Origin of the sequence: Sphingobium sp. AS12 (genome assembly GCF_019097845.1) — a bacterium.
GTDB lineage: Bacteria > Pseudomonadota > Alphaproteobacteria > Sphingomonadales > Sphingomonadaceae > Sphingobium.
The window spans coordinates 206,355-220,699 of the sequence record NZ_JAHRGM010000067.1 but is presented as its reverse complement, the minus strand read 5'-3'; the positions used below and the strand labels follow the sequence as shown (position 1 = coordinate 220,699).

The 14,345-nt window shown below is 63.1% G+C and carries 10 protein-coding genes and 1 tRNA gene; 6 read left to right on the top strand and 5 right to left on the bottom strand.

Annotated features, from left to right (window positions below):
• Positions 1-86: 86 nt before the first annotated feature.
• A complete protein-coding gene (locus KRZ98_RS20675) occupies positions 87-497 on the top strand; it encodes an SMI1/KNR4 family protein (RefSeq protein WP_217675122.1) in 411 nt (136 codons plus the stop codon).
• A 176-nt stretch (positions 498-673) separates the two neighbouring features.
• Here KRZ98_RS20675 and KRZ98_RS20670 read toward each other — a convergent pair whose 3' ends face one another.
• Together KRZ98_RS20670 and KRZ98_RS20665 are read right to left on the bottom strand one after the other, a co-directional pair.
• Positions 674-2,125, bottom strand: coding sequence for a DEAD/DEAH box helicase (locus KRZ98_RS20670; RefSeq protein ID WP_217675121.1), 1,452 nt, complete (start codon positions 2,123-2,125; stop codon positions 674-676).
• Positions 2,126-2,261: 136 nt separating this feature from the next.
• A complete protein-coding gene (locus KRZ98_RS20665) occupies positions 2,262-2,696 on the bottom strand; it encodes a hypothetical protein (protein ID WP_217675120.1) in 435 nt (144 codons plus the stop codon).
• A gap of 77 nt (positions 2,697-2,773) precedes the next feature.
• On the opposite strand from KRZ98_RS20665, the gene KRZ98_RS20660 reads away from it, so the two are divergent.
• From KRZ98_RS20660 to KRZ98_RS20640, 5 genes are all read left to right on the top strand, one after another.
• Positions 2,774-4,213: an FAD-binding oxidoreductase gene (locus tag KRZ98_RS20660; protein ID WP_217675119.1), complete on the top strand. Its 1,440-nt coding sequence runs from the start codon at positions 2,774-2,776 to the stop codon at positions 4,211-4,213.
• Positions 4,214-4,342: 129 nt separating this feature from the next.
• On the top strand, positions 4,343-5,131 hold the full coding sequence (locus tag KRZ98_RS20655; protein ID WP_217675118.1) for a SapC family protein: 789 nt from the start codon (positions 4,343-4,345) through the stop codon (positions 5,129-5,131).
• 309 nt (positions 5,132-5,440) lie between these two features.
• Positions 5,441-5,515 (top strand) — tRNA-Glu (locus KRZ98_RS20650).
• A 313-nt stretch (positions 5,516-5,828) separates the two neighbouring features.
• A complete protein-coding gene (locus KRZ98_RS20645) occupies positions 5,829-6,800 on the top strand; it encodes an efflux RND transporter periplasmic adaptor subunit (protein ID WP_217675117.1) in 972 nt (323 codons plus the stop codon).
• Positions 6,801-6,840: 40 nt separating this feature from the next.
• Positions 6,841-8,190, top strand: coding sequence for a TolC family outer membrane protein (locus KRZ98_RS20640; RefSeq protein WP_217675116.1), 1,350 nt, complete (start codon positions 6,841-6,843; stop codon positions 8,188-8,190).
• A gap of 43 nt (positions 8,191-8,233) precedes the next feature.
• Here KRZ98_RS20640 and KRZ98_RS20635 read toward each other — a convergent pair whose 3' ends face one another.
• Genes KRZ98_RS20635 through KRZ98_RS20625 form a run of 3 tightly spaced genes read right to left on the bottom strand, consistent with a single transcriptional unit; the run spans position 8,234 to position 14,334 of the window.
• Positions 8,234-10,285: a DEAD/DEAH box helicase gene (locus KRZ98_RS20635; RefSeq protein WP_217675115.1), complete on the bottom strand. Its 2,052-nt coding sequence runs from the start codon at positions 10,283-10,285 to the stop codon at positions 8,234-8,236.
• Positions 10,278-12,431 carry a peptidase M50 gene (locus KRZ98_RS20630; protein ID WP_217675114.1) on the bottom strand — a complete coding sequence of 718 codons (2,154 nt, stop codon included), beginning with the start codon at positions 12,429-12,431 and terminating at the stop codon, positions 10,278-10,280. Before KRZ98_RS20630 ends, KRZ98_RS20635 begins: the two co-directional genes overlap by 8 nt.
• A 7-nt stretch (positions 12,432-12,438) precedes the next feature.
• Positions 12,439-14,334, bottom strand: a complete 1,896-nt coding sequence (locus tag KRZ98_RS20625; protein ID WP_254798739.1) for an HlyD family efflux transporter periplasmic adaptor subunit — start codon at positions 14,332-14,334, stop codon at positions 12,439-12,441.
• Positions 14,335-14,345 lie beyond the last annotated feature (11 nt).

The window sequence follows — 14,345 nt, the reverse complement described above, 5'->3', positions numbered from 1 at the left end:
GGAGTGGGTGGTTTTGCGACGGTCTGCTTCCGGTTGCGTAAGTGTGAAAAGCAGACGATCATGAGACGAGATGAAGGGGAACGCCGATGCTCGAAGGGCGAGACTGGTTTTCAGTGACTGGAGCCACGGCTGAGGAGTTGGCGCGGCTACGGACCGTCGCGCCGGATGACCTGCCCAAACGGTATCTTGATCTGCTCGCTTTCAGCAATGGCGGTGAAGGTCCGTTGGCAAGTGAGCCATACAACCTCTGTCTGGACTCCGCGATGACTGTTGCGGACACAATTAGTAGCGACAACCATGGGCAAGCTGACCTCGAAGGCTTTCTCATTTTCGGCAGTAATGGTGGCGGCGAGTATCTTGCGTTCGACACCCGTCGTAGAATACCATGGCCTGTTGTCACGATTGACATGGTAGCAGGCGGCAATTGCGCCACGATTATCGCACCTGACTTTGACGTGTTTTATGACCGGATAGGGATCGAGACAGAAGCGGCTTAAATTGCCGCTAGTGGTCGTTCATTGCCATTCCCCCTTTCGTCATGCCGGGCTTGACCCGGCATCCCGCTTTTCTTCGCGCAGAAAGCGGGACCCCGGATCAGGTCCGGGGTGACGGAGGTGGGCGTTGCTGGCCTTGTTGGTTGGCGGACAGAGCAAGGCCCGTCCGTCCCCAACAGTCAGGCGTCGAAGCCGAAGTTCAGGAATTCCGGCACGGGGCCGTTCCAGCCTTCGTCGGGGCCGTCGTCCTGATGGTCATTGCGGCGCTGGCGGGCGGGGGCTTCGGCGGTGCGGGGGGCGACGGCTGGACCAGCCGGGACTTCCTCTCGCGGTGTCTGCGCGCGGGGGGCTTCCTCGCGTGGCTTTTCGGCGCGGGGGGGGCGAGCGGCGCGGGGCTTTTCGGCGACAGGCTCGTCCGCCACGGGCGTTTCGACGACCGGCTTTGCGGCGCGGGGCTTGCGGCCTCTTGGCGCGCGCGGGGCGGTTTCTTCGGTCGGTTCGATCGCGGCGATGGCCTCCGCCGCGCCGACGACCTCGATCTTCGTGCCGATCAGCTTCTGGATATTGTCAATCGCTTCGGCATCCGCGTCGGTGACGAAGGTGTAGGCGACGCCGGACGCGCCCGCGCGGCCGGTGCGGCCGATGCGGTGGACATAATCGTCCGGGTGCCAGGGCGCGTCATAGTTGAACACATGGCTGACGCCCTTGATGTCCAGCCCGCGCGCCGCGACGTCCGACGCAACGAGGATGTTGACAGTGCCGGCGCGGAAACGCTCCAGTTCGGCGATGCGCGATCCCTGGTCGATATCGCCATGGATTTCGCCCGACTTGAAGCCGTCGCGTTGCAGGCTCTTGTTCAGGTCCCGCACCGTCGTCTTGCGGTTGCAGAAGATGACCGCGCTGGTGACGTCGGCTTCGCGCAGCATTTTGGACAATGTGTCGCGCTTCTTGCGCGAATCGACCTTGACCAGCCGCTGGGTGATGTTGGTCGATGCGCTGGCGGGGCGCGCGACTTCGATCGATTTGGGGTTGGACAGGAATTTGTCGGCCAGCTTCTTGATGACCGGCGGCATCGTCGCGGAAAACAGGAGCGTCTGCCGCTGCGCGGGCAGCTTGGTGCAGATTTCCTCGATATCCGGAATGAAGCCCATGTCGAGCATCCGGTCGGCTTCGTCGATGACCAGCAGCGAACAGCCGTTCAGCATGATCTTGCCGCGCCCGAACAGGTCCATCAGGCGGCCCGGCGTCGCGATCAGCACGTCCACGCCCTTTTCGAGCGCGGCCAACTGGTCGCCCATCGACACGCCACCGATCAGCAGTGCCATCGAGAGTTTGTGATATTTGCCGTATTTCTCGAAATTCTCCGCGACCTGCGCGGCGAGTTCGCGGGTCGGCTCCAGGATCAGCGAGCGCGGCATCCGCGCGCGGCTGCGGCCATGGGCGAGGATGTCGATCATCGGCAACACGAAGCTGGCGGTCTTGCCCGTCCCCGTCTGGGCGATGCCGATAATGTCGCGCATCATCAGGACGGACGGGATCGCCTGCGCCTGAATCGGCGTGGGCGTATCATAACCGGACTCGGTTACGGCCCTGAGCAATTCGTCGGAAAGGCCGAGATCGGCAAAAGTCATTCAATGGTCCGGGAACAGGAGGCTTGTCCGCCCTGCACGATAGCGAGACAGAAATCGGCCGCGCATTGCGGAAATATCGGCCGCTTGTCAAGGAAATCGCGCGGTTTGGCGGGCGGTCGTTGCGCGATAGGGGCGCTCAGTCGTCGGGTTCCGCCGCGATCAGCCGTTTGAAGCTGTCGATGGCGCAACTGGTGCCGCCGCGTGCCTGCAACTCGTCGCGACCCGAACAGAGCGACCCGTCCTCGTCCGGCTCGACATAGAAGCCGGAATAGAAAGCGGCGGCATCGCACCCTTTTTCAAGACGGGCGCGGTAACGATGCTGGTCGGCCAGGATCAGGTCCACCCCGTTGCGCACGACAATGGCAGCGGCGCGAATCGAGCGCAGAGCGACGCAACGCGGCCCTTTTTTCTCGTCCCAGGCGTCGGCCGCTTTTTCGGTGATGCGTGCGGGCGCCTTGCTCTTTCTCGCCATAGGCACACGAATGATGACGCGCTGCTGGATCGTCAGTTGCGCCCATTGAACCGGGTCAGCCGTCGTGGCGGCAATCAGCAGCAGGATGGAATGAACCAAGTCGGACCCCTTTTGGGATTCGGAAGCTATCGACCCGTGGTTGAACAGTCGATGAATTCCGGGGATAGGTGCGTCCCATGATCGGACAGCATATCATTGAGCGCTTCACCGCGCTGCTTGGCCCCAAGGGCGTCATCACCGACCCGGACGATATAGCGCCCTGGGTCAGCGACTGGCGCGGCCGTTATCATGGCGCGGCGGCGGCGATCCTGTCGCCTGCCTGCGTGGAGGATGTTGCTGCTGCGGTGGCGCTGGCGGCGGAACTGGGTGTCGCGCTGGTGCCGCAGGGGGGCAATACGTCGATGGTCGGCGGGGCGACGCCGCCCGCCGACGGATCGGCGCTGATCCTGTCGCTGCGGCGGATGAACCGGATTCGCAGCCTGAGTGCGGACGATAATCTGGCGATCTGCGAGGCGGGCGTGATCCTGAGCAATTTGCATGATGCCGCCGAAACCGCCGGGCGACGCTTTCCACTCAGCCTGGGGGCGAAGGGATCGGCGACGATTGGCGGGCTGGTATCGACCAATGCGGGCGGCACGCAGGTGTTGCGCCACGGGACGATGCGCGCGCTGGTCGAGGGGGTGGAGGCGGTGCTGCCCGATGGCAGCATCTTCCATGGGCTGGACGCGCTGAAGAAGGATAATCGCGGGTACGACATCAAGCAGCTGCTGATTGGCGCAGAAGGCACGCTGGGGGTGATTACCGCGGCGGCGCTACGGCTGGTCCCGGCGATCGCGGCGCGGGCGGTCGGCTGGGTCGGGGTCGCTTCCCCCGCCGATGCGCTGGCGCTGCTGCGCCTGGTCGAGGCCGAACTGGGCGATAGCGTCGAAGGGTTTGAGGTCATCGCCGACGAGACTTTGGGCTTTGTGCTGGGCCATATTCCCGGCACGCGCAGCCCGATCGAGACGCGGACGCCCTGGCATGTGCTGATTGAGGTGGACCATGCCGACCTGCGCGATCCGGGGCCGGGCGAGCGACTGGAGAGCGCTCTGGCGCTGGCGTTCGAACAGGGCGTCGCGATCGACGCGGTGGTGGCGGCCAGCGAAGCGCAGGCTGAGGCCTTCTGGCGAATCCGCGAATCGCTGTCGGAATCGGAAAAAGCGCAGGGGCCAGCACTGCAATATGACATCAGCGTGCCGGTGGCGCGGATGCCCGCCTTCATGATCGAGGCGGCTGATGCGGCAATGGCGCATTTTCCAGGCACGACCGCATCGTCCTTTGGTCATCTGGGCGACGGAAACGTCCATTTCCATGTGCGCGCGCCCAAGGGGACGAGCGACGGGCCGGGCTGGATCGCGGCGCAGGGGCAGGCGATCAACGCCTTCGTTCATGACGCGGTGGTTGCAGCGGGCGGATCGATTTCGGCCGAACATGGCATTGGCCAGATGAAGCGCGCGGAACTGGCGCGGCTGGCGGGTCCGGCGCGGATCGGCGCGCTGCGGGCGATCAAGGCCGCGTTTGACCCCAAGGGACTGTTCAATCCGGGGAAACTCATCCCCCTGCCCGATGAAGCCTGAGGATCAGGCCTGAGCCTTCATGTGAAAGCAATTGCCACCCGCTGCGCGGGGCTTTATCGCCCTCTCCCAGTTTTACGCCCGGCGACGTGTCTGCACAGCGTCGCTTTTTGACAGAATGGATACCGGATCATGGCCAGCGCGCCCGCGAATAACCTGCCGATCTTCTACAATGACCTCATCCCGCTGAGCAGCCTGGATCATGCCGATTTCCGCAGCAAGGCAGTCGATTCGGCCCCGTTCCTGACCAGCCAGCACGCCATTCCGCTGACGATCGACGAGTTCGTTTCTGCCCAGCGTTTCGTGCCGATCATCTTTTCGGCCGGCGCGGATTCGGTGCCGCTGGCGCTGATGGGCCTGAATGAAGGCGTAAACATCTTCGTCGATGACGAAGGCAAGCTGCGCGGCCCGTCCTATGTGCCTGCCTATGTCCGCCGCTACCCCTGGATGCTGGCCAAGCTGCGTCCCGACACGGACGAGCTGTCGCTCTGCTTTGACCCCACCAGCCCCGCGATCGGCGCGTTCGAGGATGGCCAGCCTTTGTTCGAGGATGGCAAGCCGAGCGAGCTGACCCAGGGCGTACTGAAATTCTGCGAGGATTTCGAGCAGGCCGCGGCCCGCACCGGCCAGTTCGTTCGCGAATTGCAGGACATGGACCTGCTGATGGACGGCGAAGTCGCGATCCAGACGCCGGGCAATGAACAGCCCTTCGTCTATCGCGGTTTCCGCATGATCAATGAGGAAAAGCTGCGCGACCTGCGCGGCGACCAGCTGCGCAAGATCAACCAGAGCGGAATGCTGCCGCTGATCCATGCGCATCTCTTCTCGCTGCAACTGATGCGCGACATTTTCGAGGCGCAGGTCAATCTTGGCAAGGGTCCGATCCCCCAGCCAGCCGTGCCGCAGCCCGCCGAAGCCTGAACCGGGACTTAACCCGAAACGGCGGAAATATTTGATAGAAAGGCGATTGCATCTCCTCTTGAAACGGAATGTGACCTGCCCTATCTACTGAACATGCGATGCACCTGCCCCCCTTTCGGGTGTATCGTATGGGCGCCTCCCCCCTTTGGAGGCGTCTCCTCCCTGAACCTAGGCCGCTCCATGCTCTGCATGGGGCGGTTTTTTTATATGCTGCTTTTCCAAGCGGATTGGGTGCGACGCGGTTTTCCTTGACGCGCCGGGCGCGCCTTCCTAAAGCCCACCCCCTGCCAGCCGCCCGACGCGGCCCATGGCCCCTTCGTCTAGCGGTTAGGACGCGGCCCTCTCACGGCTGAAACACGGGTTCGATTCCCGTAGGGGTCACCATTTTCCAACGGGTCAGCAGGCGAATTTTCAACCGCCGTCGGCAATTCATCAACATCGTTGGCAAGTGCAGTCGGCGCAAGGCTCCGCGCCGTTCGCTAAATGCGTGATCGCGCCCAAATCGCTATGCTTGATTGACCGAATCCAAGACAATTCCACCATCACAAATAGTTGCAACATATTGCCAGGTTGGCTAGGTTGCCGATGCGAAATGAAAATGCGGATTTCCGTCCTTTCGCCAAAGATACAAGTCGCATGATTACTGCAACGGATGGCGGAAGCTGTCTGATGCCGTGCTTTGGGGGAGGCTTGGTCGATGGATCGCAAACAGGCTGTTATTTACGGTGGCGGCGCATTGGCGCTGATTGTCGGGATAACGCTTGTCGCGCGCAGCGGAGAAACGCCCGCTACGCCCCCGAAAGCGCCAGTTACTACCGGCACTGTTGCAACCGCCAAAGCCGCCGGAACAGCCGTGCCGTCCAGTAGCGGCAATGGCGTGGCCCCGCCAGGAATGGATGCTGCCCGTCCGACTGATTGCCTGATCGAGCCGAGTCAGGTCGTTCGCGTGAACAGCGGCGTTGAGGGCGTGGTCCAGAATATCTATGTCGACAGGGGCGATGATGTTCGGCGCGGGCAGGTCGTCGCCCAGTTGTACACCGATGTTGAGCGTGCCGCCGCCGCCGCTGCGCAGGCCCGTGCCTCCAACCCCCACGCCGAACGCGCCGCGGCAAGTCGCGCGGCTTATCTTGCCACGGTCAGCCAGCGGTCGGACCAGGTCAGCCAATATCTGGCCCGTGATGTGGTGGATGAAGCGCGCGCCAACGCGCAATCCGCCGCGGAGGAGCGCAAGGCAGCCGCCGAAGAGCAGCGAGTTGCCCGACTGGAATATGTCCAGGCGCAGCGCGTGATCGGACAAAAGACCGTGCGCAGCCCTGTCAATGGCATCGTGACGGAACGCCGCATGGCCCCTGGCGAATATCGGGGCGCAGACGCGACGCATATTCTGACGATCGCACAGGTCGATCCCCTGAATGTCGAAGTGTTCGCCCCGATTGCGCAGCTTGACGCTGTGCAGGTCGGTGACGAGGTTTCGATCTTCCCCGAAGCGCCGGTCGGCGGAAAATATCGGGCGCGGATCAAGGTGATCGACCGCGTTTTCGACGCAGCCAGCGGCACGTTCGGGATGCGCCTGGCGCTACCCAATCCCGGCAACAAGCTACCCGCCGGGTTGCGCTGCCGGCTCGAAATAGATCGCAAACCCGCAAGCATCGCCACGCGGCCGGAGTAATCGGTCGCGCTCACCCCAATCAGACAGGAGCTTTACGGACATGACCAGGAAGCAAGCCTATTTCGCCGGTATCGCCATTTGCGCCATCCTGCCGTCGTCCGTCAGCGCCGAAACCCTGCAACAGGCGCTGGAAGGTGCGTATCGCAACAACCCGACCATATCGGCCCAGCGCGCCAGCATCCGCGTTGCCGAAGAGGATGTGCCACTGGCGCGCGTCGCCGGGATGCCCACGATCGACGGCAGCGCAACCTATCAGGAAAATGTCCTGACGGGTAAACCGGCACCGGGCGGATTTTTCTCCAACCCCGATCGCCAGTTTGTCGGCCAGCTCAACGCCAATGTTCCGCTGCTGGATTTCGGCACTGTCCGCGGCAGTATGAACGCGGCCAAAGCGCGGGTGGAGGCGAGCCATTTTGGCCTGAACCAGACCGAGGCGGACCTGTTTTCGGCGGTTGTGGGGGCGTATATGGATGTGCTGCGCGATGAGGCAGTCGTCGGCCTTAACCGCAACAATGTCGAGGTGATGCGCTATACCGTCAAGGAAGCGGTCGACCGCCGCCGTGCCGGCAGTCGCGGGCCGACCGATGTGGCGCAGGCCGAAGCGCGGCTGGCGCTGGCGGAAAGCCAGATGGAAACGGCCGGCGCGCGGCTCATTTCGAGCAAGGAGCAATATATCAGGCTGGTTGGTCATGCGGCCGAAAATCTGGAACTGCCGCCGCCATTGCCGCAGATGCCCGCATCACCGACGGAAGCTGTGGAAACGGCGCTGGCCAATAATCCTGAAATTGCCTCTGCCCGGGTGCAGCGAACCGCCGCGGGTTATGATATCGATGTCGCCAGGTCGCAGGCTTATCCCAAATTCAGCGCGATTGGCGGGATCAGCCAATATGATTATCTCGGCTCACTGGACCAAGGCACGGGGCCGCGCAATGGTGATCGCGGCACCACCGCCTTTGTCGGCCTAACCCTGAAAATGCCGATCCTGGACGGTGGCCGCACTGGCGCACAGACGCGCCAGGCGCTCGCCAAGCAAGATGTTGCCGACAAGCAGGCACTGGATGCCGAAGGCAAGGTCACTGCCGAAGCACGCTCCGCCTTTGCCACATGGCAGGCCGCGACCCATGTGACCGACACCGCCCAGCGCGGCGTTACCGCCAATCAGCAGGTTCTGGCGGGAATGCGGGCGGAAGTCAGCGCCGGGCTGCGCCCGCTGCTCGATCAGCTCAATGCCGAACAGGAGTTGCTGAACGCCCAGGTCACGATGCTCACCGCGCGGCGCGATGCCTATGTCGCGGGTTTTGCGCTACTCGCCGTGATGGGCAAGGCGGACGCCGCGGACCTCAATTTTGACAAGACTATGCTCTATCAGCCCACCGTAAAACCGGATTGACCGGGTAGCATCCACCTGTTGCAGGTGCCGACCCGCCACCGTCTTACTCGCCGCCGCCAAAGGCCATGGTCTTGCGAAGGCGCTCCTCGGCGAGTTCCGTCTGTCGTCGGTCGGCCGCGTGGCGTTTCTCGGCATTGCGCTGTGCCAGCCGCCGCAGCATGTTCGCCTTGCCGTCGAACATGGGCCAGCTGTTGGCGGACGAACCGACGATCCGGGCCGCGCGCGGCGCAAAATCTGTATAAAGCTGGTCGTCCAGCGCCGTGATCGCAATGGTGCTTCCGGGGTCACCCTGCCTTGCCGCACGACCGAACAGCTGGCGATCGATCCGCGCGGTATCGTGAAAGCCGGTCAGGATGACATGCAATCCACCATGGGCTTTGGCAGTCGGGTTCAGCAGAATGTCAGTGCCGCGCCCGGCCATATTGGTCGCGACCGTGACAGCCCCCGGTTCTCCCGCTTGCGCTATGATCTCCGCCTCCTCCTCGTCCTGCCGCGCATTCAGCACGCGATGCGCTATGCCCGCATGAGTCAGCGCCTGCGAGACGGCGTCGGAATCCGCGACGGAACGCGTGCCGATCAGCACCGGACGCGCGCCTTCCTGTGCGTGTATCCGGGCGACTTCGGCGGCGATGAATGCCCATTTTTCCTGCGCCGACTGCACCATTACATGACCGCGATCGCTGCTCAGATTGGGGCGGTTGCGCGGGATCACCACGACCTTCAGCCCGTAATCGGCCCATAGTTCATCCGCCACTTCACCGGCCGTGCCGGTCATGCCGCTCAACCGGCGATAGCGACGGAAAAAGCGCTGATAGGTAATTCGGGCCATGGTGTTGCGAACGCCGGAAATCTCTACCGCCTCCTTGGTCTCTACCAGCTGATGCAGCCCGCCTTCCCATGATCGGTCCGCCATGACACGGCCTGTGGATTCATCGACAATCTGCACCTTGCCATCGGTGACGATATAGTCCCGATCACGCAGGAACAGGCGTGTGGCGGAAATCGCCCGCATCGCCAGTTCCTCGCGCGCCAGCCGGATACGCCATTGGGTGTGCGGCAGACCCTGGGACAGTTCAGCTACACTGTCTTTGCCATGCGCGGTCAGATGGACCGAGCGCGTGCCTTCAGTCAAAATATAATCGCGCCCCTCCTCCAGCATGGAGACCATCTCCAGTGCCGCAAGATAGACGCCATCGGTGTCGCCCGGCAATTCGGCGGAGAGGATCAGCGGGGTGCGCGCTTCATCGATGAAGATCGAATCCGCCTCATCCACGATTGCGAAATGCAGCCCGCGCATCAACAGAGGTTGCCTACCCTGCCCGAACAGCTCTGCAATCAGGCGGCGGCCCTGCCCCCGCCTCTTTCCCAACGCCGTCTGATCGCGCAGATAGTCGAAGGTCATTTCCTTGTTCGTCCCATAGACGATATGACATCCATAGGCGGCACGGCGCTCAGGATTTTCCTGGCCGTGGACGATCAGGCCACAGCGCAGGCCAAAACGCTCGATCACCGGGCGCAGGCTGTTGCAATCCCGTTCGGCCAGATAATCGTTCACGGTGAAAACATGCACCGGCATACCGGCCATCGCCGCGGTGATCGCGGGCAGCAAAGCGGTGATCGTCTTGCCCTCCCCCGTCGCCATTTCGGCTAGCCCGCCATCAAGCATCACCAGTCCGGCCATCAATTGCACAGGGAAATGACGCAGACCCAGTTCCCGCCCGCTGACTTCGCGAATGAGGGTAAAGGCTTCGTCAACCACCGCTTCACTCAGCCGTTCGCGCATCAGCCGCTCGCGTATCTCGATACAGGCGGCGTTGAGTGCCTCTTCGGACAGGTCGGCACATTCGGCGGACCGCTGGACGATGCGCTGCGCCCGGTCGAGCAAACTCGGCTTGCCCCGCTGCACGGCGAGCATGAAGCGCCCGAGCAGGAGGTCGAGCGGCCGGTCCCACTTCCAGGATGGCGCTGGCCCGCGCTCGGCATAGGGTGCGATCACGGGCCGAGCATCGCTGCGCGCCTCATGCCAGAAATGGCGTGCCTTTTCGCGCAGCTTGTCGCTGAGCGCACCCCAGCGTGAAAGCGTCGCCTCAGCCATTGAATTGCGTCAAGAACAGCTGGCGCAGTCGGCGCATAAACTGCCAGCCAACCGGCTCCCAGCCCAGTTGCAGGCGAACATGAACGCGGGTGCCAAAGCGCGCATCGCGCAATTGCTGCGGCAGGGAAACATCGAACAGGAATACGCGGCTGAGCGCGGTCAGCCCCTTCTCATCGCCCGGATCGGTGGGGATGCTTCCGCCATAGCTGGTGGAGAACGCTTCGCTGGGCAATTCGAAGGTGCCGCCCGGTATTGCGCGGGCAATGGTCCCGTCCCAGCTGCGCCCCGGTTCGGACGCCAGCCAGAAACGCACAGCAAGCAGCCGCGCCCGCACAAGCTCGATATCGTCCTGCGGCACGACCACGCGCGCCACCGCTGCATAGCCAGGCGTCACATAGCCCAGCAGCGTCCCTTTTTGCACGTAGCGGCCGGGCAAATCCTGCGCCGGCGCCTGGGTGAGCATGAATGTGCCATCGGTCCCGGCGGTCAGGCCCAGATCCCCCAGCCGCTGTTCCTGCACCACCAGCCTGCGGGAATATTCCCGCCATGCATCCTGGCTGATCTGCCGCTTGACCAGATCCCCCGCCAGTTCGGCATCGGCCTCCACCTCAAGCTCCCGCAAGCGCCAGCGTATCTGTTCGACTTCGGCCTCCAGCACCGGGTTTTCCGCCTGCATGAGCAGCGTCCCCCTTTTTACCCGCGCGCCATCCGGTGCCGCCAGCCGGGTGATGACGCCATCCGCGCCAGCGCGCACATGCGCCTCCTCCGGCAGCCAGACGATCCCCTGCGCGTTGACATGCAGCGGCAGCGGGACAGCAAACAGCGCCAGCATGAGCGCGCCAACCACGCCAAGCGTGATCCTGACCGCCCGTTTCCGGTTGCCATGCAGTTGCGGGCTCGACAGCACATGGGCAAACATCTTCCAGACCGGAAAGCCCAGCCCGCTCCACAAGGACCAGATCGCGATCAGCACCCCGACTACAAAATATTTCTGTGCCACGAACAGCGCGATGGCGATCAGCATCGTCATGCGGGCGATCAGCGCGGCGGGGGCAAAGAAGAGGAACCATCTTTTCTCCCCCGGCGTCGCGTCGAACGGCAGCCCGCCGGGCGTGCGGAATATATATTTGTCGACCAGATGCGCCCAGAGCCTGTTTGCGCGACTGCCAAGATTGGGAATCTCTATGAGGTCGGCCAAGATATAATAGCCGTCGAACCGCAGAAACGGATTGCCGTTGACCAGCACGGTCGACACCCCGGCAATCAGCATGATGTTGAAGGCGATGGCCCGTGCCAGCCCCGGCTCCATCAGCACCCAAGCAAAGGTTGCGAGCGCGGCGACAAACACTTCGGCAATCATGCCCGCCGCGCCGACCAGCGCACGCTGCCATTTGCTGGCAAGGATGCTGACATGCGAGGCATCGACATAGGGAACAGGCACGAGGATGAGCAGCATCACGCCCATTTCCCGCACTTCCCGGCCGAAATTCTTGGCCGCAAAGCCATGGCCCAGTTCATGGATACATTTAACCAGCGGATAAATGAGGGCGATGAGCAGCAGATTGTCCGCCGCCAGCACCCGGTCGGCCAGATTGCCGGTCATCTCGTTCCAGTGGGTGCCTACCAGCAGCAGTGCGGGGACGACCACGCACAGCCACAGAAACAGACCCGCGACGCTGAACAGGGGCGCGACCAGATTCATGTGGCGGGTAAGGAAGCGATCCGGGTCGACAAGGTTGAGCCGCACCGACATCGGGCTTTTGAGATTTTGCAGCCAGCGCTGGCGGCGTTCCTTCTTGAGCCGCTGATAGGCTTCGCTGGTATCGGGCAATGTATCGCTGGCAAGCAGGTCCGCCGCATGTAACTGCCCCAGCGCGGCAATGACGTCGTCCTGACTGGGCGCATCTTCACCCAGACGGTCCACCAGCAATTCCCACAGCGCCTCGACCGTCGTCGTTCCGTCTAGTCGGCCTGCCAGTTCATAGGCGCCCTTGGGGAAGCGGTGCGCCTTGCCGGAGGCGCCATCGTCAATCACATACCAGACCTGCCCGCGATAGTGATGCCTGCGCACCCGCACATGCCCCTTGAGCCGGGGGCGGAGCCGCGCGACCTGAAACCATGACGAACTGTGGAACGGATTGGCCATGATACGCTCAGGGTATCCACTTCCAGAAGAAGAGCTGGAGCCAGTTGCGCAGTCCGCGTGTCCATATCCAGAGGTTCGATCGACGGTCGATCGTCACCTTGGCAATGCCCTCCATACCCGGACGCAGCGTCTTTGGCGCGTCGCTGTCCAGCTCGGCCTCGACCCGAAATGTGTTCTTACCCTCCTGTGTCCCGGTAACGGAGGAGATACGGGTGACGACGAACGGTACGGTCTCCCCGGCAAGCCCGGTCGGGGCAAATCGCCCCTTTTGTCCCGGCCGCACATAGGTGATATCCGCTTCCTCGACATGAAGGACGACGCGGAAATCGTCGAGCGGCGCCACTTCGAAGAGAATTTCGCCTTCCTTGACCGGCGTGCCGACAAGCTGGCTGACATCGCCGGAAACCAGCACGCCGGAGAGCGGGGCGAGGATATTCGTCCGCGCAAGCTTATATTCGATGAGGCGGAGCTGGGCTTGCGCCTGACGCAGCTTAGCCCCGTCGAGGTTCATGTTCGACCGCTCATGCTTGGCGAGCGATTCCCGATATTCCCGGTCAAGCTGCTGCACTTCGCTCACCGAACGGGCGTGATCTATCTGCAAATCGCGATCGTCGAGTGTGGCAAGCAACTGGCCCTGTTTTACGACATCGCCCGCGCGCGCATGGGATTGCGCGATGAAGCCGGAGAATGGCACCGCCGCGGCGCGTTGCACCCTTCCCTCCAGCGCCGCATCGGCGCTAACCCGGAATTGGGCTAGGGGGACGAGCAGGATCAGGAGCAACAGGAGAGCGGCAACGCCCAGCGCCTTGGCAAGCGGACGGCGTGGGCCGAACAAGGCGCGCGCGCCGTCCATCATATGCCGACGCGCGCGACCGCCGAACCAGCGTTCCTCCCGCAGCTTGAACGCCAGCAATTGCGCGGTCAGGCTCGCCACGCTCTGCGCAAACAGCAGGTCGCGTGGGGCAAAGGCCACCCCCTCGGCATCGCGTTCCAGCGTGATGACCCCCACCGGCAGTCCGCGATCCAGCACCGGCACGGACGCGACCGCCGTTAATCCTCCGCCCGCAGCAAGCCGGGCCTGTTGCAGGGTGATCAGACGATTGCCGTCGGATGGCGGGACGCTCAGTGTAACGCCCTGATCCAGCGCCTCGTCCATCGCCGCCTCAATCGCTTCGGCGGTATCGGACTTCTTGCGAAACCATGCGCCATGCGACATCGCGGCGAGCGACACTTTGTCCTTGTAAACCTTGCCAAAGCTGACCCGCGTACAGTCCAGCGCGACCGCCAGAGCATTGCACAGGCTGACCGCCGATTCATCGAAGCTTTCATGCTCCTCGATCGCCGCCAGCACATCGAGCGCCGCAATGGATGCAGCATTTCTGTCTGCCTGTTCGGTAGCCTGATGCTGCCATACGATCGACAATATCCAGCCGACACCCCAATGGAGTTCGCGCAATATCGGCTGCAATCGTTCCGCCGTTGCGCCTGTAATGACGAGGACGACCGCGCCATAGGTCCGCCCGGCAGCCGCGATGGGATAGGCTATGCCGGTCTGGGCGGGATGATCCGGGTCGTTTTCAACAACAGCCTGGCCACTCGCCAGCGTCTGTTCAGCTACTTTGCGCAGATGCGGAATATCCTGCGGGCCGGTGGGCCAGGAGGCTGCTGGCGCGAAACTGTTTTCCTCCCCTTCCAGCACGACAAGACCCGCGACCGCTCCAGGCGTGCGCGCGCATTGCAAATCCAGCCAGGCGCGGCAAAAGGCCCCGGCATCGCGTGCGCTGGCCATCGATGCCCACAGCCGGGCATCGTCGGACGGTTCGGATGTAGAGGGCATGGCTCTCAAATTATTACGGCCCCTGAAACTGTCGCCCGCCTGATCATCCGGCGCTTCCCCAACCATTGGCCAGCCAT